Genomic DNA, 20,908 nt, shown 5'->3' on the forward strand with positions numbered 1-20,908 from the left:
AAATAGAAAACTAGTTGCTATGGCTAGTGTACTCTATACTGAAATGTAGATTGTGGCTTGATGTCTTCGACAAACCCTAATTTTAATAATTACGAATACACGAGGTGTGTGTCTAAGAATTAGAAAATCAGTCGATGTTTCCTCTTTTAAGGAAAGCAATTGCATACACTTACCCAGTTACATATCGATATCGCTCGAAATGCCACGGACGATTTCAATTTATTTCACGACCCTATGCGTTGGCAACGTATATCAGAAAACCCGTTTCAAGGTACCATAGCGCTGGGGTTTCAACTTGGTCTTTATGTAGAAACCCAGATAAATCGAAGTGAACCTGCCATTAAATGGAGACAATGTTCAGTTTACGAGTTTACTTTCGTTAACCCAGCAAAAGTGGGTGACGAACTTAATCTAGTATTAAAACGTACCCGTGTTACTGAAACAGACAAGGGTGAGCAAGAATCGCAACGATTAATTTTAAAAGCGTCTGGAAAACCCAGTTTAATGGGCTCCTACCGTCAGTCTGATTTCATGTCTGTCGACTCTCAGCTACTAAAATACAGCAAAGAAAAGCTTTCAAGAATGACAGATCGAACCTTGTTTGATAACAGTGTTTTTCTAAAACGAAAGTGGATGATCGTCGGTAACGTTAAAAATTATCTGCTAAGCGCTTTCGCCGATCAAACCCAGTATATTGATGAGTTCGTGGATAAGGTCCGTTTCCCACATTTCTATCCACTTTCTTTAATGTCATCAGCGATGTTAGAAAGGGCGCAGGCCTTAGAATACGACTTAATACAAAACCCCATGATCTATGTTTCTCAAAACATGTGCATCGATAACCAGCAGTTAGCACAACTTAAAAGTAATGATTGTTTAAATATACTGGTTGCGCCTGTTGACACAGATCCCAACCATCTTACCTGCGTGGGGTGGGTGGATGATGAATCTCCGCTTTTTTGTGCAGAAGTAAAGCTTATGCCATTGTCAGATATGCTTATAAAACCGGCGTAAAAACGCCGGTTTTTGGTTTACGTACTAAATCGTAAATTACATTTTGTACGCTACGGTTACATAGCCAAAACGCCCGATGTTGTCATATGCAGCGTCAGTTGAGCCAGTACCTGTTGTACCTGTAGGTAGCGCGCGGTTGAACAAGTTATCAATACCTACGGTTAGGCTTACCCCATTTTTAAAGTTGTAACCGGCAGTTACATCAGTTACTGCGTATGAAGGTAGTTCCATACGGTTACTTGGGTTAGGGTTACGTGCTAGTTCTTGGTTGTCATAAATGCTTGCGCGCTCTATGTAGCGTGTTTTCCAGCTTGCTTCCCAATCGCCACGGCTGTAGTTAACCGTAAATACACCTTGCCAATCCGATTCACCAGCAGTGCCGGCGTTTTGATAAAATAGCTCTGGGTTGTCTTGGAATGGGAATTCTTTGCGGTCTTTTAGATAAGTTGCAATCAGGCTTGTACGGAATGCACCTTCAAGTGCATCGAAGTCGTAACCTAATTCAAAATCTACACCTTTTGCTTCTTGACCCGCGATGTTTAGTGCGTAGCTGCGAATTTCGGTAATTTCGCCTGTTTCCGAATCACGGTCGATAAGACCACAGTAAGGATTATCAATGCCCGTTTCAGAGTCTACGCAGCGGTCTAGAATCGTTTGACCGTCTATGTTGGTAATTGCGTCAGTAAGCTCAATTTCCCAGTAATCGACTGTCGCTGTAAAGCCTTCAAACCAAGCTGGCGTGTAAACCAAACCTAGGGTTTTAGAAATAGACTGTTCTGCTTGAAGGTCGATGTTCCCACCGTTTACGCCTTCCAAAGTAGCCGAGTCGTAGTCAGAGTTAAAATCTGCTGGCACACCTAATGCTGCGCAGTTTGCAATGCGTTGGTCAGCATTCGCTAGGTCTTCTAGCTCGTCTGTACGGCACGGGTCGTCTACGTTGAAGAATGTTTGACTGGCTTCACCGTAAAGTTCGCTAATGTTTGGTGCACGAAGCGCAGATGACTTGGTTGCTCTAACACGTAAGTCTTCGAAAACCTGCCAATCTAAACCAAGCTTCCAGCTTTTTGCGTTGCCAATAGATGAGTAATTAGCAATACGCGCCGCTGTGTCGAATGTTAGCAAATCTACGCCTGGTAAACCTTCAAGAAGCGGAACAGTTACTTCTGTAAATACCTCAGAGACATCGTACTCACCTTTATCTTCACCAAGGGCATTGAAGAATGTGCCTGCTGCGTTGTCTGGCTCATCAATTTCACTTTTCTCTTTGCGATATTCAACACCCGCCGCGAAGCCTACGTAGCCTGCTGGCAACTCGTAAATGCCCGAGTTGGCGATTGTTGCTCCCGCATTATACTGTTCAATTTTGCTTGTACCTACAGAGGTGGTATTAACATATTCGATAGCTTCTTGTGACGGCTGACCATAACCCATAATGTTAAGCGGCACACAGCCGTCGTCACTTCCTGATGCACATACGATGTTGCCATTGTCGTCTTCAACAGCGTTTAATGCGTTATAGAAGTTTTGCAAAATCAGATTGTTGCGGTTTTCACGCTCTAACTCTGTTTTACCGTAATTTACGAACGCCTCGTAGCTCCATTCATCATTGATGTAGCCCTCGATACCCAATACATAGCGATAGGTTTCGCGCTCATCCGCTTCAGTACGGCGACCTAGGTCAGTCATCATACGGTTTAGCTGAATCGTATCTAAGCCATTCATTTGCATGTAGTCACGAACGCTATCGTCTAGAAAGGCATTATCGATGCTGATGTCAGTTTCGTCGCTGTAAAAGAAAAACGCTGGCTGTGCCATAGAAACCGCTCGTGTACGCGCGTATTTAGCTTGTGCGTATACAGTCGTGTCGTCATTTAGCTCGTAATTACCTTTGACGTTTAGGTTAGTACGGTCAAACTCAGGCTGTAGCTGTGTAAATTGACGAAGGTTGAAAAAGTCGCAATTTGCGCAGAAAACGCCATCTACTTGGTCACCAATATAGATGTCTTTGATTGAACCGTTTGCATTAAAGGTTTTTGTACCATCGCCAAACACACCAGCGTTATTTAGTACGTAGTATCCCGCATTTGGCGTGTAAAAGTTATCAGGGAATGCTTTTGAATCAAGCTGATCTTCACTGCGCTCGTAGCCCATGATGCTTTCGAAGCTCATGTTTCGGTATGCTGTTGCTGTCCATGGGTTGTCTAGTGCATCAAGCGATTCTTGTGAACTATATTCAGCTGCAAAAGCGATGTTGCCGCGGTCATCGTCGAAGTTAAAACCGTAAGACGCTTGGTACTTATCGTTTTTATAACCATTTTCTTGCGCAAAACCTTGCGTTGCGCTGATATCAAACCCTTCTATATTCTTTTTAAGAATGAAGTTAACCACACCCGTTACGGCGTCAGCACCGTACACGGCAGATGCACCGCCCGTAACGATTTCTACGCGCTCAATCCATGAAGTTGGAATGGTATTAGTATCGACAGCAGCTGTGCCCGCTGATGAAGACACGTGCCTTTTACCGTCAACCAAAACAAGTGTACGGTCTGTCCCCATACCGCGAAGGTCTAGAATGTTTAAACCCGCAGTACCGATGAATTGACTTGAGTTACCGAGTGAGAACGTGTTGGCTAATGAAGGCAGTTCGTTAAGCACTTCGCCAATGTTCATCGCGCCAGAGTTAAGTAGTGACTCGCCAGAAATGGCGGTAACTGGAGATGGCGCGATCGCGCCCTGACGTGAAATACGAGAACCTGTAACTTGAATTTTTTCAACATCAGCGGTTTCGGTAGCTGAGTCTTGCGCTAATACGTTGCTAGATGTCAGAGCGACACTTCCAGCCAATGCTAACCGAACAGCAGTTGCAATGTTTATCATGGATTGTTCCTAATGAATTAGAATTTATGTGCTTGTTGTTAAATAAGGCCCAAAATTGTAGGTAAGCCTTACAAGGCTAATTTATGTACGAATTTATACTTATGTCTAAGAGGGCGCGCATTCTAATGAGCAGGAACAAGCGAAATCAATATTTTACGATGAATAAAAGAAGGGGGGGATTGCTTTGCAACATCTTGTTAAAAAACGATTAAATAGTAGGTTTTCATTATGTGTTGTGGTGTTGTTTTGATATTAAACAAGTTTAGAGCGTTATTTCATCGGTAATTTTAATTTCTAGATTTTAGCCTTTTATTTGTGCGGTGTGCGTAATATTTTTTGAGCGTCAGTCAAGACATAACAGCAAATTAAGTTAGGTTTATTTCTGTCTCTGATTTATATTCCAACAGTGCTTAATTTATTTTGCTACTTAACTTAATAAATTGATATTTTGTCGCTGGATTTGAAAATGTTAACAACATTGTTAATAAATAATTGCATTTTTTTGCGCCGTGGTGAGAAGATGAAGATTTAACCGAATAAACCAGCCCCGAGAAAAGCGTTTATCCAACGCTTTTAACGGGGAACGAGGCAGGTTATGTACTTAGCTTTTGTGCAAGTTCTTGCCTTACTATGTCAGCACCAGCGCTAAGTGCTTCAAGTTTTCCTCTTGCAATATCTCGAGAAAGGGGAGCCATACCGCAATTGGTACAAGGGTAGAGCTTATCTGCGTCTACGTACTTCAAAGCTTCCCGCAAAGTAGCGGCCACTTCTTCTGGGGTTTCTATAGTGTCGGTGGCAACATCAATGGCACCTACCAAAACTTTCTTTCCTCTTAGCAAGGAAATGAGTTCGATAGGTACATGGGAGTTGTGGCATTCTAATGACACCATATCGATGCTCGACTTTGCTAGCTTGGGAAAGCTTTCTTCGTATTGACGCCACTCTGAGCCTAGCGTTTTCTTCCAGTCGGTGTTTGCTTTAATGCCGTAACCGTAGCAAATGTGTACCGCGGTTTCACATTTTAGCCCTTCAATAGCGCGCTCTAGTGCAGCAATTCCCCATTCGTTTACTTCATCAAAGAACACGTTAAATGAGGGTTCGTCGAACTGAATAATATCAACGCCAGCAGCCTCTAACTCTTTCGCTTCTTGGTTTAGAATTTTTGCAAATTCCCACGCGAGCTTTTCGCGACTTTTATAGTGGTCGTCGTATAAGGTGTCGACCATAGTCATTGGGCCAGGTAACGCCCATTTAATAGTCTTGTCAGTTTGGCTTCGTAAAAACTTAGCATCTTCAACGAACACTGATTTGGGTCGAGTAACTGCTTGCGTTACAACAGGCACGCTCGCGTCGTATCGATTGCGAATACGTACCGTTTTACGTTTTTCAAAATCGACACCGTCGAGGTGTTCAATAAATGTGGTTACAAAGTGCTGACGGGTTTGCTCACCGTCGCACACGATATCAATGTCCGATACCGTTTGTTCCTGAAGCGTAATGCGAAGGGCGTCTTTCTTACCTTCTTCCAAGGCATCATCTTCCAGTTTCCATGGCGACCATAACGTTTCAGGCTCGGCAAGCCATGAGGGCTTTGGAAGACTGCCAGCGATAGAAGTGGGGAGTAGTTTTTTCATATAATTCGTAATCTTTAAGTCAGTAATTTGTATCAATGCCTTCGGGGCAAGCCGTGCCGCCCCATTAAGTTTGGAGACTCACCTTAGCGAGCTGTAGATTGCAATTTGCAACGAACAAGTTTCTAACAACCAGTTTCAGAGAGTTTATCTGGCGTAACTTGCTGTAAATTGCTCCAGCTTATGCTGATAAGGCTTGATAAAGTTCTCTTCCACAAATTTGCCTTGCTCAACGGCAAGGTGACTGCGCTCGTCGCGGTCGTAAATAATGCGCGTTATTGAGTGATCGCTATTTTTCAAATTCGGCCTATAACTTAAGCCCGCTTGTGCGTTTGCGTTATAGATTTCAGGGCGATAGATTTTCTGAAACGTTTCCATCGTCGCGATAGTGCTGATAAGCTCTAAATTTGTATAGTCGTTCAGCAAATCGCCAAAGAAGTAAAACGCGAAAGGCGCGGCGCTATTTGGCGGCATAAAATAACGAACGTTTAAGCCCATTTTTTTGAAATACTGCTCGGTCAACGAGGTCTCGTTAGGTTGATATTCAATGCCTAAGACAGGGTGCTGGTTTTCTGTTCTGCGATAGGTTTTATTATCGGAAACGCTTAAGCATATAACCGGGAGTTTTGAAAAATGCGCTTTGTAGGCTTCTGAGTTAACAAAGCACTGGAACAGCTTTCCATGTAGATCGCCAAAATCGTTAGGAACACTGAATGACGATTGGCCACGGTTATGATTAGATAGACGGACGCTAAAATCGTAATCTCGAACATAAGATGAGAAGTTGTTGCCTACAGTACCTTGGGTACGCTTTCCCGTTTGTTTATCGATAATGTTGGTTTGTAAAATCTCGATAGTAGGGAAGGTGTTGCCGTTGCCCTCTACATCAATATCTACCGATATTATTTTTAGTTCAACGGTATAGCGATCGCCACGCTCATTGTCCCAGCTAGCTAACGCGTTGAAGCGATTGTTAATCATGCTTAATGCATCACGTAAGTTCTCTTTTCGGCGCTCACCACGCGCTAAATTAGCAAAATTAGTGGTAATGCGTGTGTTATCTGAAGGGCGATAATCTTCATTAAACTGAACGCTGTTAATAGTAAAAGAAAAGTCGTTGCTAACGTTGTTGTTCATGAGAGTGCGCTTCTATTCCTAAATTAAACCGAGTGCTGTGTGTGCTGTAAAAGCTATTAATAAGTTATACGCGGGTTTATATATGAATAAAAATGACTCTTTTTCATTTATTGATGAGTATTATTCATTAATATGCTTTTATATTAGAAAATGTGAGTGTTTGTCATATCAATGTCGTAGCAATTTCGTGAGCAATTTAGCAAAAGCTAAGCGGGTTTGTTTTTAGTGAAACGGAATTTTAATGAGAGAAACTATTATCAGTGAAAGCAACACTAACTTTGGATGCGTGTGTATTCTTTGGGACCGGTTATTTGGAACGTTTAAGGACGCTGATACTGAAGATACTGGTATTAGTGAAGTTCAGCCCACTTACACAGCACTTTTTGCGACGCCGTTTAAGAAATAGGGTTTTGCTTCGCAACTAACATTGATAGCTAGAAACGCTTTGTACTACCTAAAATCATGAATAACCATGAGCTGGTCAATTCTCGATAAGACCAGCCCTATAAGTGATGCTGTACTCGGCACTAGTGGTTGCGTAGCGCGTCGATTAGCTCGTCTTTGTTCATGTTTGAGCGGCCTTCAATACCTACCTCTTTTGCTTTTTGGTAAAGCTCATCTTTAGTGCGGTCCTCGTATGGTTTGCTTTTTCCGCCATCTTTAGAAGGCGTTTGTTTGCTGTTCGCCTGTGCATTCGCTATTCGCGCTGACTTCTCCTTGCTGTAGCCTTCATCGCGAAGAGCCTCGTAAGTATCGTCGTTTTTGATTTGATTACCGTGATCCTTAGCCATTTTAAACTCCTGTTTAATGGTGATAACAAAGTTTTGTACTTTAGTTGTCGTATTAAAGTTTAAAGAATCATGCGGAGGACACTCTGATAAATACAATTCGTTACATGATGTATCCATTTGTATCTCAAACGATTATTGCTTTGCTTTTTTGCTTCGTGAAATTTAAAAAATATCGAAGCTTATAGTGCTTTTCGAGTGTCGGAAAAATTTACAAAAATTTAGAAAAAAATTATAACCTTATGAAAAATATAAAAATAAAACATGGATTAGGATTTGCTTATATCTCGCAGCAATTAAGCTATTAAAATTAAAAAAGGAATTAAAATGTATTTTAGAAATGTATGCCTTTCATTAGCGCTCATAGGGCTAGCATCGTCAGCATCTGCTGGTTTGATTATTGAAACCGATGCTCAAAACAGAACGATAATTAGCTGGACTGGAAGTTGTTCTGATTGTTTAGGCACAAAGGGTGACGATAGTTTTTCAGATCCGATAGATGTATCAGGTAACATTGTTGTAGATGGCTTCACTTATGGCCAAGACTTTCGTTTTAATTCGTCTAACCTCTATTCATTTCAATACGATGGCCCATCAAATCACGTAGACAATTTGATCATATATAACGCGGGGTATTCCTCTGACGATGCTTGGATAGATAACTCTGACGCAATATTTAGTGACATTGAACGCACTGAGTTTCTTGCAACAGTAACTGGTACGGTTCCACCAGAGGGCTATTATGCTGAATTTGGCGAAAACTTGACCGTATCGGGTAAAATTACAGGTAATTTAGAAAGTTATTTCTTATCAATATCTTTCGATACTTACGTTCCTGTAGACCCGTTGACAGGCGAATATATTAAAATGGGTACATTAGTCAACACAGGTGAAGAAGCTCTTCTTACGTTGATTACGTTTGATTTAGAGTTTTTCGATGATGGAACTTGGTATATCACGGCTAATGACGAGGCTTATGATATCGGCCGAAACGCACAACTTTCAATTGCCCAGGTTTCTGAGCCTGCAACGTTTGGTATCTTTTTGTTGTCTCTAGTCGCTTTCTCGAGAGCTAGACGCGCTAAATAAACCGTCTCAAGCATCGTCTTGTTAAAGACAATTTGTTAAAGCGTGAGTCTTCACGCTTTAACCCCCTCCAGTTTGTTTAAAAAATGTCATTCATCGCAAACGCTCAAATGCTCAAAATATCGCTGCACCGCAATGTAACGGCTTAAGACGTTAAAACTTCTTGTATTGTCAATTTTAGTGCGTTTTGTGCACGTAAAAAGTGCAATAGTGTCAATGAGTTAGCATTTTTAGGCTATTGCGCGTTTAAAATTTAGCCTTTAGTCTAAAGACATTGTAGATAGAAGGCTGAGCGAAATATGAATAAAAATGTACAACAAGCCACGGTGAATTCGTCACGTCGCAATTGGTTAAAATCAGTGGGTTTAGGGGCTGGTGCAGTGGCCCTGACGACGAGTGTCGACAGTATTATGGGCAACCTGCGTGCGGCGGGAATGCCTACCGAACATTTTCCCTCGGCTACACCTAACGTGAACGACGGTCTTATTCGCTTATCGTCAAATGAAAATGCCTTTGGACCTTCGAAAAAGGCCGCTAAGGCAATGCAAAGCGAGCTTTTAAATCTAGCGCGTTATACCGATGCTACGGTTGAAGTATTGGCGCAGAAAATTGCTGAGCAAGAAGGCGTATCTGCTGACCAAATCGTTATCACAAACGGTTCTTCACCTATTCTTTTTGGCTATGCCGACTGGATCACGAAAAATGGTAATAAGCTAGTAACGTCTATGGCAACCTATGAAGGTGTACCACGAGGCGCTGAATTTATGGGGGCAGACGTGACTTACGTGCCCCTTGCTAGTGACATGACTTTCGACCTAGACGCCATTGAAGCGGCAGTAACTGAAGATACAACCGCAGTTTATGTATGTAATCCAAACAATCCAACGGGCAGCATGGTAGATGCGGCCAAACTTACGGTTTTTGCAAAACGCGTATCGAAGAAAGCGCAAGTCTTCATTGATGAAGCCTACATTGAAATGTCTGATGCTTACCCGGCTAACGTGCAGTCGAAGCTAGTAGCAGAAGGACATAATGTAGTAATTTGCCGGACATTTTCGAAAATTCATGCCATGGCAGGCCAGCGTCTCGGTTACGCCATTATGCCTGCTGTGCAAGCAAAAACGATGGGCGGAATGTTGCGAATGGGTGGCGTAAACTACTTGGCACTGGTTGCGGGTATGGCTAGCATGGATGACCACGCGAACCTAGACACCATGCGCTCACGGATTAAAACTGAACGTGATAAGTTAGTAAAAGCTGCTAAAGAATTAAAACAGCCATATGCGCCGAATCCACAAGGAAATTTCATTTACATGGATACGGGTATGCCGCACGACAAGTTCGCGGAAAAAATGAAAGCTCAGGGTATAAAGGTAGTAGGGCGCACCTGGCCGGGTTACGATTCATGGTCGCGAATAAGTGTGGGTACGCCTGCAGAAACCGATGCCTGCGTTAAAGCATTAAAAGCGGTACTCGCTTAAAAAAGAACAATAACACCTAGCGCAGAGAGAAAAGGCTGAACGCAAGTTGTGTTCAGCCTTCATTTTTTGAATCGCTATTTCTCGATAGCAAACGTTAAGCCTGCTTTTTCTTCTAAACGGCGGATAAGCTTGTTACCAAGTGCTGCCGCAGGTGTAAAGAAACCACCAGATAAACTAACGTCTTTGCACAAGCAAAGGGCAGATTCTGAAATCATTTTACTGGTAGAGCCGTAACCTGGATCCTTGTCGCCTTTTACCGATACGGCTAGCATATCACCATTGGTAGCGGTACCCACAAACATGACATCGTAAAAGCCATTTTCGCGCTCTTCTTTGCTCGGGCCTTCACCTGGTTTAGGGCCATCATCACTTGCAAGCGACTTATCTTTGGCAACGTGATTCGCCATGGCTTCACCTTTCTCACCTGGGCCAGTCATCATCATTTCATCATACTGAAAGTTTTTACCGTAAGCGTAGCCTGCTAGGTAGTTAGAGCGGTGTACGTTCTTAGTATTTATTGCCGCCATAATAAATGGTGCAACCCATGTGCCTAACTGCTCATCGAAGTAAGGTTTGTTGCCATCGGGCTGTGGCTGATTTGACGCGCCATCGGTTAATGAGTGCGGATTAATAAGCGCAGCCATGACAGACTTATCTTTGTGCGCAGCCGCCATGGTCGCTTTTAAACTGGCAGCCGTACCGCCAGAAAACGTGCCCTGCATTTTGCGTACACGACCTTTTACATATTCAATGACATCGCCAGTTTGCTTTTTGGCATGTTCTTGAAGGTAGTGCACACCAAGGTCAAAAGGCACAGAATCAAAGCCACACGAGAACACAATGTTTGCGCCGGTTTCTTTAGCTTTCGCTTCGTACTTGTTGATCATTTGGTGCATCCAGGCAGGCTCACCGCAAAGATCTGTATAGCCGGTGCCGTTATCGACACATGCAGAAAGTAACTTTTCGCCGTAAATTTGATACGGCCCAACAGTGGTAAGTACAACGGCTGTGCGCTTTGTCATTGCGTCAAGTGCATTGGCATCGTCACCGTCGGCTACAATACTCGCAACGCTATCGCTAATGCCTAGCTCTTGTTTAACATCATTAAGTTTTGCTTCGTTACGACCTGCCACTGCCCATTTAACATTGCTGTCACTGCCATACTGCGCTTGAAAATACTCAGCCACTAGTTTGCCCGTGAAGCCTGTAGCACCGAAGATAATTACATCAAATTCCCGTTCGTTACTCATTGTTTTGTCCTGTTTTATTTCGTTTCGACACGTGTCATTAATATGCGTTACCCAATATACGCACAAGCACACATATCTATCATTTTTTTCGGTAATATTTGTCTATTCACGAAATTAAACAGTGAGTATAAAAAACGTTAGCTTATTGACTCTACAAACACTGCTAGTCGCGACAGGCCTTCCTTCAAGCGTTCAATGCTAGTGGCGAAAGACAGCCTTACGTAATGGTTGGCATTGTGCTCACCAAAATCATTACCCGGAGTAAGCGCTACATGATGTTGTGAGAGTAGGGCATCACAAAATTCAATTGCACTTAGCCCTGTGTGCTTAATATTGATGTAGCCGTAAAACGCACCGTCAGGCTTTGCATCTAAACCAAGCCCCATGTTTTCAAGTGCACTAAAAACAAGGGAAGCACGCTTTTCCAGCGTATGGCGGTTTTGCTCGCACTGCTCCAGCGACTCAGGCGTAAAGCACGCAAGGGCGGCCTTTTGCGAAAGGGTAGAGGGGCAAATAAACAAATTCTGCGCGAGTTTTTCAACGATGGGCGTCATCGCTTCAGGTACCACACACCAGCCAAGACGCCAGCCGGTCATGCCAAAATATTTGGAAAAACTGTTTATTACGACCACTGTTTCTTCAAGCTGTGCATTGGCAAGTACGGTTTGAAGTTTGGTATTAGTGCCCAGGGTCGATTGGGAAGCGAATGCATCATCGCGAATATCAAGATCAGCCGAAAGCGAAAGATCTAAGTAAATCTCGTCAACAATTAAGAAACCACCTTGGGATTTGCAGTATTCACCAATTTTAATCAGTTTTTCTGCATCTATAACCGTACCTGTAGGATTGGCAGGTGTGGCGATAAGTACACCTTTCGTGTTGTGCTTCCAATTATCGGCGACACTTTCCGCGGTTAGCTGAAAGTTATCTTCGCTGCGTGTTGGCACCAGCGTTACCTCTGCGCCAAATGCGTTTAAAAAACGTCGATTACAGGGGTAAGACGGGTCTCCCAATATCACGTTGTCGCCTGGTTCAACCAAGGCAGCACTTGCCAAAAGTAAAGCGCCAGAAGCCCCAGCGGTCACGACCACTCTAGAAGGGCTTACCGCTACGCCATGTTTAACATCATAAAAGCGTGCAATGGCTTCACGTAGTTCAGGCATGCCCAGCGCCGAGGTATAGGGAAAAACTGGGGCATTTAAGCTTTCTTTCATTGCGGCGAGCACTGCCGCGGGTGCGCCGAAATCAGGCTCGCCTAAATTAAGTCTTATAACATCTTTACCTTGCTGTTCTAGTGTCGTGGCTTTTTCGCCATAGGCCATAGCAAGAAACGGAGAGATCGCCGTAGCGCGAGAGGCAAACTTCAAAATAAACCCCTTATTAGTAGTGCCAATTCAAACTTTACCGCAATTAGGGACCACTCTTGGTTATGATTCAAGGGAATTCTTCGAGAAGTACAATTAACTCGCTGAATTACTTTTTGCTAACTGTTTAAACGAACAAACTTTTCGGCCAACTCGTCTAGTGACTCTTTATTGTGCGGGTCGGGCTTAACAACATCGATTGGGCATACCGCTGCGCAAGTAGGCGCATCGTAATGCCCTACGCATTCAGTACAGCGCAAAGGGTCTATTTCATACACTTTATTGCCCATACTTATAGCGCCATTAGGGCATTCTGGTTCGCACATGTCGCAGTTAATGCAGCTATCAAGAATAAGCAGTGCCATACATCATGCCTCGCTCACGTTTTCGGGTGTTACTGCATTTGGTGCTTTTCGAAATGGATTGCGGGTATCAACGCCTTCATCTAGGTTTCGCAACAGTAGGGCAAAATTTAAAGATACATCGCTAGGTATCGGTATTCTTACTTGGTGTCCTGAACCTTTAGCATCTGTAATAGGATGGTTGTTCTTATCCAGCATTTCATTAAGAGCAAAGGTAACGTTGCCGCTTGGCGTCATCAACTCAAGCGAGTCACCTACACAGAATTTGTTTTTGACGTTTATAATTGCATAGCCAGACTCTTCACAACGATCAATCACTTCACCAACAAATTGCTGTTTGTCGCTGACTGAGTGCCCATACTCATAGTTCTGATACGCGTGGTGCGCATGGCGACGCAAGAAACCTTCGGTATAACCTCGATGAGCTAAAGTTTCCAAGCTTCCCATTAATGCACTATCAAAAGGCTTTCCTGCTACCGCGTCGTCAATTGCTTTTCTATAGACTTGAGCGGTTCGAGCGCAGTAGTAATGTGATTTAGTGCGGCCTTCTATTTTTAAACTATGCACGCCCATTTGGGTTAACCTGCCAACATGTTGCACGGCACGCAAATCTTTAGAATTCATAATGTAGGTGCCATGTACGTCTTCAAAAGCGGGCATCAGTTCTCCAGGCTTTTCCTTTTCTTCTAACATAAACACTTGGGAGCTTGGCGTGCCTTCACCAAGGGTAGGAATTACCATTTCAGGCGCTGTCCCTTTTTTATCAACTTCGGTGGGTTGAACGATATCTCCAGTTTCATTTTCCTCGCCTGCCTTAATATCGTAAGACCATCGACAAGCATTGGTACAAGTGCCCTGATTCGGATCGCGTTTATTCATATATCCAGACAATAAGCAGCGGCCCGAATAGGCCATACAAAGCGCGCCATGCACAAATACTTCCAATTCCATGTCTGGAACATGTTCGCGAATAGTTTCAATTTCTTCCAAAGAGAGCTCTCGCGACAAAATAACGCGCTCAATACCTTGTGTCTGCCAAAACTTCACCGTAGCGTAGTTCACCGCGTTGGCCTGTACACTTAAATGAATAGGCATTTCAGGAAAGGCATCGCGCACCATCATAATAAGCCCTGGGTCTGACATAATTAACGCATCGGGCTTCATAGCAATTACTGGTGAAATATCTTTTAAGTAGGTATCTAGCTTACTGTTGTGCGGAGCAATGTTGCTTACTACATAGAACTTTTTACCTAAAGCATGTGCTTCTTCTATGCCTATCGCTAAGTTCTCAAAGCTGAATTCGTTATTTCTTACGCGAAGTGAGTAACGTGGCTGCCCAGCATAAACAGCATCGGCGCCATAGGCAAAAGCGTAGCGCATGTTGCGTAAGCTACCGGCAGGTGCAAGCAGCTCTGGCGCGTTTAACGTTTGGTGTGGCAATGTTGAAGCCGAGTCTTCACGTAGATTAGAAGAGCTGCGATTAGGTGATAATTTTGAAGTCATAGATAAAAAACCGCTACTAGACGCTTTAAACAAGGCGGCGGATTTTATAAGCCGTAAAATACCTCTACAACCCAAACAAAGCTTGGTGTTGACCAAGATCAAACAATTTGTTGTCCCTTATGTTTTTGAACGTTTAAACGGCAGTTGAGCAGAGTCAATGCCAGCTGTTTTATTTCATATAGTTGCGTTTTTAGTACGTTACCTTCGGTTATAAAAAAGCAAGCCCGTTCACAGATAAATAACAAGCAAATAGAGCACAATAAACGATGAACTACCATGGGCAAAACCCACCACATAGGGTAGGCTAGAAATTCACAATAATAAGGACTAACTGCATGCTGCAATTGAACATTTTTCATAAAGCGGCGCGACAAGTAAGAGCATCGGCTAAATCGGCCATTGCGATTACGGTATTATTTGTCGTGTCTACGTCTTCCGTATTGGCTGCACTGCCAAGCATTGGTGAATTCACCAGCGATATGATTAAAAAAGATGGTTTAATTCCTGTTTACTATGACGATGAAAACGACAAAGTTTACTTGGCGGTACCAACAGACAACGCCGAATACCTGTTTCAAAGTAGTTTGCCGTATGGCGTAGGGTCTAACGATATTGGCCTTGATCGCGGCCAGTTGGGCGATACGCGCTTGGTCAGCTTTGAAAAATTTGGCAACAAGATTTTATTAAAGCAGCACAATACCAAATACCGCGCGGCCCACGGCAGTGACGCCGAAAAGCAGAGTATCGATGAAGCCTTTGCTGATTCGGTTATCGCGGGTTTCACGCTGGTAGCAAACAGCGACGGAGCTAGCCTCATCGACTATACGCCTTTTCTGTTAAGCGATATTCACGGTATAGGAAACCGTATGGCACGCACCAAGCAAGGTAGCTTCAGCGTTGATAAAATGCGAAGCGGCGTGTATTTACCTAAAACCAAAGGCTTCGAAAAGAATACTGAATTAGAGTCTTTAGTCACCTTTGCAGGTAAGAAGCCAGGCGAATACATACAGCAAGTTACGCCCGACCCAGAGAGCGTGACGGTTCACTTGCATCATTCGTTTGTGGCACTGCCTGACGACAATTACACGCCCAGAGAGTACCACCCATACTCTGGCTACTGGAAATTCAGTTACTTTGATTATTCAACGCCTATCAGTGAGCCTACCGAACAGCGTTTTATTACCCGCCATCGTTTACACAAGAAAACCCCGCATGCTGCAATGAGCGAAGCAGAAGAGCCTATTGTGTATTATTTAGATCCAGGTATTCCTGAGCCGGTGATGACCGCGCTCAAAGAAGGGGCGAGCTGGTGGAATCAAGCCTATGAAGCCGCAGGCTACAAAGATGCGTTTCAGGTGAAAGTATTGCCCGAAGATGCCGACCCAATGGACGTGCGCTATAACGTAATCAACTGGGTACATCGCGCAACGCGCGGTTGGTCTTATGGTTCGTCGGTTGTCGACCCGCGCACTGGTGAAATTATCAAAGGTCACGTTACGCTCGGCTCATTGCGTGTAAGACAAGATTATTTAATTGCCCTTGGCCTAACCAGTCCTTTTAAGGACGGCAGCACCGACACCACTGCGCAGCAAGAAATGGCTCTAGACCGCATTAGGCAGCTGTCGGCCCACGAAGTAGGGCACACATTGGGTATAGCGCACAACTTTGCGGCAAGCGAAAATAACCGTGCATCGGTGATGGATTACCCTCATCCCAAAATAAGCATTAAAAATGGCAAAATTAGCCTAGAAGGCGCGTATGAAAAAGGCATAGGCGCATGGGATATTCACGCCGTAGCGTATGGCTATCAAGACTTTGCCAGCGACGTAGAAGAAGCCGAAATCTTGGCAAAGATTATCGTAAAAGGCCGTAATGAGGGCTTAAGCTTTAAGTCAGACCCCGATACCCGCAGTAGTCGTCATGCATCAGCAAACGGTCATATGTGGGAAAACGGTAGTAATCCGCTAGATGCCTTCGATGAAATTTCACAAGTACGCGAACTGGCGTTAGCCAATTTAGGTTTAGACACCTTAAGCCCAAACAGCAGTTTATCCTCGCTTGAAAATGCTTTAGTGCCTATTTACTTACTCCACCGTTATCAGTTAGAAGCCGTTGCAAAGCAAGTCGGCGGCTTAGTGTATGAATACGAACGCAAAGGTGACTATACCAAGGCACAGGGCCAGCAGTTTGTAGCACCTGCGGTGCAGCAGCGCGCGATGCAGCAGTTAATTACAGCTACTACCGCTGACTACTTGACTATACCTGAATCGGTACTCGCCCTTATTCCACCTACAGCTTATGGCGACGATATTACCCGCGAGCACTTTAAGGGCAAAATGGGGTTAATGTTAGACCCTGTTTCTGCGGCCGCTTCAGCATCTAACTTTGCGTTTGAATTACTATTGCACCCAGAGCGCTTAAACCGCTTAGAGTGGCAAACAAGAAGCACTAATGACCGACGTAAAAAAGTAGGCGTTTCTATGCTGGTGAAGCAAATACTTAACGTTCACTGGTATAAAAATAAGTCACAAAGCCCATTAGCAAAACGCTTACAGTTAGTGGCGTTGAACGCTGTTATGCAGGCGGTTACTAATGAAAAGCTAGCGCCTGAAGTAAGAATGGAGGCCGAACTTGCTCTTCTTGAATTCAGCGAATGGTTAGACGATGAAGCCGACGACAATCAGTATGAAATACTGAAAGAACAGTTCGATACTTATTGGGCTAGTAAGGCATGGCCAAGTACCTTTGAAGTAGAGCCGCTACCGCCAGGTTCGCCTATTTAATAGCAGGCGAAGGGGCAGTGTAGTGCAACGTTGATGAGTAGCTAGTGCCGCAGAATAATGCTGCGGCACAGCGTATTGTTATATCTATTGGGCTAGCTTTGCTACTGGCCCCTATGCCAACACGCAAATATTGGCGAACAAAATTGAGCAAGACATTAATCTTTAAAAAGTGAAACTCATATTTCGCCTATTTAGACCAAGTAATGAATCGTTACTTACTCGTACCAAAGAGCAGATAATCTGACACTACTTCATCATGTACATACCCTGTGTGAGCTTGTAAATAATTAACCACACCATATTTATATACGCCAGGGAGTGGAACCTTGTAGGTTTTTCTCGCAACTGATATCGCAACATTGGCATATTGGCCTTTTAATTCGCCAACACTGCTCTCATCTATTGGGTAAGACAAAAGATCGTTAGGATCGCTAAACGCAATTACTCTCTTTTTTTGGTTAGCGTTTCTAGCATCAATAGTACCGTCATCTAAGATTGAGTGAAGTGTGTCATAATCGCTAGCCATTTTCTCAGACAACGTTTTCGGAGCTTTGTTTACCGAATCTCCGGTATTTAATAGAGCGATTTGGTTTGCCATCATATAAATCATATCGACACGATTATCTAGAACATGATCTCCATCCGCCTTCAGTTCATTGAGAACATCAATAAGGATCTTAGAGCCTAGACTAAAGGTGACAACAATGAGCTTTTCATTTTCATCAATCTGCCCTTTCAAATCTAAAACTTGGCTTCTAACCCTTTGTACTATCTGCTTTTTAGAACTACCCGTATACATGACCACGTCAACAATTCCATTATTAAGTAGGCTATCTTTCGCGAGTTTCGTCGTTGCGGTTCTATTTGGATTTAATACAGGGTCGTCATCGACATCCCTTAGTTTTCTTTTGGCTTGAGAAGTGATGTCCAACCACCACAATACATTGAATTTTAGAGCTTGACCCTTGTAGCTGAAGCTATCAAGAGAGTCATCATTATAGGGACTTTCTATTTTGAGTGCTGAGCGCAAATCATTGATGACACGCGAGTAATCGCTAACGTTGTCGGTCGTGGAATAGCCACCCATTCCATGTATAAAAACTATTCTGATATCTTTGTTCGTTCCTTTAATTACGTCAACAATTCCATCGAATTCAATGTTTGCGGTGCTGCCAGCGTAAACTTCATTTACTTTATTCGTTTTAATGATACAGCCCGAGAGAATGCAAGTTGTGACCATTAAAATGATAGCGTTTTTCATATTAGAGTCCTTTTGATTTGTAATCACAAAGAACTCTATATTCAGTGGCACTGAAAAGCGGCAAAAAGACGTCATCCTTGTATGATTCAAAATAGAACAGAAAACATTCAATTACAACACTAGTAGCTAACCAAGACTACTTTCACAAAAAATTCGATTTAGAAAATAACGCCATTTACGTGTTTACCGCACACCCAGCCTCTGTGGGGAAAAACTACCATGAGTTCTAACCTAAAATGCCCGCTTCCTTTAAAACACTATGAACTAAAATTGATTGAAAAAAATTGAGTATGGGAACTATGGTTTAAAACTTCTGATAATGGTTTTGATGTATTCAATCAGCGTGATGAGTTTGGCGATTGGTTTAATTTTAGTGGCGAAGATTGTGGTAAGTTCTTTTCAAATCTGCTCTCAGCGAATGAAATCTTGTGTGGTTATCGTTAAGTGATACTGTAGTGGTACATTTGAAAGCTGGAACCTGCATCGTGAAAGTAGAATTAGTTACTACATTGAAGAGACAAGCCACAAAAATTCTGCAAGACCTGCACACTTCAAAAGAGCCTGTTTTGATTACTGAACATGGTCAGCCATCGGCTTACTTAGTCGATGTTGATGATTATGAGATGATGCAAAAGCGTATGTCAATTCTGGAAGGTATTGCAAAAGGTGAGCAGGCAATAAGAAATGATAACGTTTTAACTAACCTGCAGGCCAAAGAGAAAATGGATAATTGGCTGAAATAATATGGACAGAACTTGCTCTCAATGACTTGGACAATATTGCTGAATACATAACGCTATCTAATTTAGTTGCGGCAAAGTAACTGGTTAAAGAAATCTTCGCCAAAGTAGACATACTTGAGGAATATCCTAAATCAGGAAAGTACGTCTCTGAATTACCATTCCTCAATTACCGCGAGCTTTATGTGAAGCCCTGTCGAATTTTTTATAAATTTGAGGACAACAAAGTCTTTATTTTGTACGTAATGCGGCAAGAACAAGACCTTAGGCGCTTTTTATTAGATTAGCGTTGATTCATTTTAAGTACACTTGATGAAAAGCAAGCTCTCAGAGTCAAATGGTTATCAAAAGATATGAACGAACATGACAAATATATGCAAGATTTCATGCAGATTTTTGAACCCCTAGAGTCTTGGGGACCCAACAGCGAAGACGACACAACCAAAGCGTTTAAGATGGTTAAACATAACCCCAAAAGAATTTTGGAAGTTGGTTGCGGTAAAGGTAACTCGACCCTAGTACTTGCTAAGCTAACGAATGCTGAAATTATAGCAACAGACAATGAGGAATTAGCCTTAGGTAAATTAGACGAAAAGTTGATGCGACACAGCTTGAACGACAGAGTAACCACGAAGTGCGTTAGCATGACTGAGCTTGATTTTGGTACTGATAAATTTGACGTAATTTGGGCCGAAGCCTCTGCATATATAATGGGAATTGAAAATGCACTAACTAAATGGAGATCTCTGTTAATTGAAGAGGGAGTACTTGTGTTTAGTGATTTAGTTTGGTTAACAGACAAGCCTAGTAAGGCGTCTATCAACCACTGGAAGAGTGATTACCCAGATATTCAAACCGTTGAAACTCGCAAGTCGCAAATAATAAGAGCAGGTTATGAACTAAAGCATACATTCACTGTTTCGGACCGTGCTTGGAAGGACTACTATGAACCGTTGCAACAGCGTTTACATGAGGTTACACCGATGATGGAAAACTCTCAAGCAGTAGAAGATATACAAAACGAAGTAAGCCTTTATAAGTCTCATCTGGGTGAGTTTGGCTATCAGTTTTTTATTGCTAAAAAGGTTTAATTTAAATCAGGCAGTGGTTGTTTGTTTTCAATGAGCCCCCTAGCTGCAAATATTCAACTTTTTTGAAATGTGCAGCCCTTAGGAAGCAAACCAAGAATCTGAAGGTCCGCTTTTTTGTCTGAGGCGGACTAGCGCAAAGGTTATCTCTAATGTCCGCTAAACGCTCATTGCAGCCATCGAAGTGTCTTTGAGCGATGGGCAGCTTAAGGTACTCTTCTGCCGTTAAATTTAACGTATTGAACGGCAGGAATTAATTCAAAGAATAAACCAGCGGCTTGCGGAAGACGTTTCTACATAGCCTAATCAACCATGTCGTAATAAAGTTTTACTCCATCAACTTGCGTATAAAAACCTACAACTCCTTATAATTCGTAAACACCTTGTACAACTGTGTACCACTTAACACCGAAGCCGACGGGAAGTGCAGAATAGGAATTAAATCGCAAGGCGCTTCTAAGGTCCTGCTGCCGTTGTCGGTGTCTAAATCGTCTATATTTAGAATTTGCAAGTATAAGAAGAACAAACGCTATTTACTACCCT

At 43.0% G+C, this 20,908-nt stretch carries 16 protein-coding genes and 2 pseudogenes; 8 read left to right on the top strand and 10 right to left on the bottom strand.

Features of this window, described 5'->3' with window-relative positions; translation table 11 throughout:
• Window positions 1-159: 159 nt before the first annotated feature.
• A complete protein-coding gene (locus V7R55_RS14375) occupies window positions 160-1,014 on the top strand; it encodes a hypothetical protein (RefSeq protein ID WP_334059987.1) in 855 nt (284 codons plus the stop codon).
• A 36-nt stretch (window positions 1,015-1,050) separates the two neighbouring features.
• Here V7R55_RS14375 and V7R55_RS14380 read toward each other — a convergent pair whose 3' ends face one another.
• The 3 genes from V7R55_RS14380 to V7R55_RS14390 form a co-directional block, all read right to left on the bottom strand.
• A complete protein-coding gene (locus V7R55_RS14380) occupies window positions 1,051-3,891 on the bottom strand; it encodes a TonB-dependent receptor domain-containing protein (protein ID WP_334059988.1) in 2,841 nt (946 codons plus the stop codon).
• 593 nt (window positions 3,892-4,484) lie between these two features.
• Complete coding sequence (locus tag V7R55_RS14385) at window positions 4,485-5,525, bottom strand: methionine synthase (protein ID WP_334059989.1); 1,041 nt, start codon at window positions 5,523-5,525, stop codon at window positions 4,485-4,487.
• 144 nt (window positions 5,526-5,669) lie between these two features.
• The gene (locus tag V7R55_RS14390; RefSeq protein WP_334059990.1) at window positions 5,670-6,659 is read right to left on the bottom strand and encodes a DUF1852 domain-containing protein; all 990 of its coding nucleotides are present in this window, start codon (window positions 6,657-6,659) and stop codon (window positions 5,670-5,672) included.
• A 241-nt stretch (window positions 6,660-6,900) separates the two neighbouring features.
• On the opposite strand from V7R55_RS14390, the gene V7R55_RS14395 reads away from it, so the two are divergent.
• A complete protein-coding gene (locus V7R55_RS14395; RefSeq protein ID WP_334059991.1) occupies window positions 6,901-7,065 on the top strand; it encodes a sterol desaturase family protein in 165 nt (54 codons plus the stop codon).
• A gap of 121 nt (window positions 7,066-7,186) precedes the next feature.
• On the opposite strand, the gene V7R55_RS14400 is transcribed toward V7R55_RS14395, so the two are convergent.
• Window positions 7,187-7,450, bottom strand: a complete 264-nt coding sequence (locus tag V7R55_RS14400; protein ID WP_334059992.1) for a Rho termination factor N-terminal domain-containing protein — start codon at window positions 7,448-7,450, stop codon at window positions 7,187-7,189.
• Between the two features lie 324 nt (window positions 7,451-7,774).
• On the opposite strand from V7R55_RS14400, the gene V7R55_RS14405 reads away from it, so the two are divergent.
• Together V7R55_RS14405 and V7R55_RS14410 are read left to right on the top strand one after the other, a co-directional pair.
• Window positions 7,775-8,536: a hypothetical protein gene (locus V7R55_RS14405; protein ID WP_334059993.1), complete on the top strand. Its 762-nt coding sequence runs from the start codon at window positions 7,775-7,777 to the stop codon at window positions 8,534-8,536.
• Between the two features lie 296 nt (window positions 8,537-8,832).
• On the top strand, window positions 8,833-10,014 hold the full coding sequence (locus tag V7R55_RS14410; protein ID WP_334059994.1) for a pyridoxal phosphate-dependent aminotransferase: 1,182 nt from the start codon (window positions 8,833-8,835) through the stop codon (window positions 10,012-10,014).
• A gap of 74 nt (window positions 10,015-10,088) precedes the next feature.
• Here the strand turns inward: V7R55_RS14410 and V7R55_RS14415 are convergent, their stop codons facing one another.
• The 4 genes from V7R55_RS14415 to trhP all read right to left on the bottom strand — a co-directional run bounded on the left by V7R55_RS14415 (window position 10,089) and on the right by trhP (window position 14,493).
• A complete protein-coding gene (locus tag V7R55_RS14415) occupies window positions 10,089-11,264 on the bottom strand; it encodes a saccharopine dehydrogenase family protein (protein WP_334059995.1) in 1,176 nt (391 codons plus the stop codon).
• A gap of 137 nt (window positions 11,265-11,401) precedes the next feature.
• Window positions 11,402-12,631 carry an aminotransferase class I/II-fold pyridoxal phosphate-dependent enzyme gene (locus V7R55_RS14420; RefSeq protein ID WP_334059996.1) on the bottom strand — a complete coding sequence of 410 codons (1,230 nt, stop codon included), beginning with the start codon at window positions 12,629-12,631 and terminating at the stop codon, window positions 11,402-11,404.
• Between the two features lie 116 nt (window positions 12,632-12,747).
• Window positions 12,748-12,993 (bottom strand): YfhL family 4Fe-4S dicluster ferredoxin, encoded by a 246-nt coding sequence (locus tag V7R55_RS14425; RefSeq protein ID WP_334059997.1) that lies wholly within the window; start codon window positions 12,991-12,993, stop codon window positions 12,748-12,750.
• Between the two features lie 3 nt (window positions 12,994-12,996).
• Window positions 12,997-14,493, bottom strand: a complete 1,497-nt coding sequence (trhP, locus tag V7R55_RS14430; RefSeq protein ID WP_334059998.1) for a prephenate-dependent tRNA uridine(34) hydroxylase TrhP — start codon at window positions 14,491-14,493, stop codon at window positions 12,997-12,999.
• 335 nt (window positions 14,494-14,828) lie between these two features.
• Here trhP and V7R55_RS14435 point away from each other — a divergent pair, with 335 nt between their 5' ends.
• The gene (locus V7R55_RS14435; protein WP_334059999.1) at window positions 14,829-17,276 is read left to right on the top strand and encodes a zinc-dependent metalloprotease; all 2,448 of its coding nucleotides are present in this window, start codon (window positions 14,829-14,831) and stop codon (window positions 17,274-17,276) included.
• A 211-nt stretch (window positions 17,277-17,487) separates the two neighbouring features.
• Here V7R55_RS14435 and V7R55_RS14440 read toward each other — a convergent pair whose 3' ends face one another.
• Window positions 17,488-18,537 carry a hypothetical protein gene (locus V7R55_RS14440; RefSeq protein ID WP_334060001.1) on the bottom strand — a complete coding sequence of 350 codons (1,050 nt, stop codon included), beginning with the start codon at window positions 18,535-18,537 and terminating at the stop codon, window positions 17,488-17,490.
• Window positions 18,538-19,022: 485 nt separating this feature from the next.
• On the opposite strand from V7R55_RS14440, the gene V7R55_RS14445 reads away from it, so the two are divergent.
• The 3 genes and pseudogenes from V7R55_RS14445 (at window position 19,023) to V7R55_RS14455 (ending at window position 20,368) form a co-directional block, all read left to right on the top strand.
• A complete protein-coding gene (locus tag V7R55_RS14445; RefSeq protein ID WP_334060002.1) occupies window positions 19,023-19,280 on the top strand; it encodes a type II toxin-antitoxin system Phd/YefM family antitoxin in 258 nt (85 codons plus the stop codon).
• Window positions 19,268-19,564: pseudogene (locus V7R55_RS14450) on the top strand (type II toxin-antitoxin system RelE/ParE family toxin). Before V7R55_RS14445 ends, V7R55_RS14450 begins: the two are co-directional and overlap by 13 nt.
• Before the next feature lie 99 nt (window positions 19,565-19,663).
• Entirely contained in the window at window positions 19,664-20,368 is a 705-nt protein-coding gene (locus V7R55_RS14455; RefSeq protein ID WP_334060004.1) for a class I SAM-dependent methyltransferase, read from the top strand.
• A gap of 352 nt (window positions 20,369-20,720) precedes the next feature.
• Here V7R55_RS14455 and V7R55_RS14460 read toward each other — a convergent pair.
• Window positions 20,721-20,873: pseudogene (locus V7R55_RS14460) on the bottom strand (peptidase M14); the annotation flags it as partial.
• Window positions 20,874-20,908 lie beyond the last annotated feature (35 nt).

It is taken from the genome of Alteromonas sp. S005 (genome assembly GCF_036864475.1).
In the GTDB taxonomy this organism is placed as follows: Bacteria; Pseudomonadota; Gammaproteobacteria; order Enterobacterales; family Alteromonadaceae; genus Alteromonas.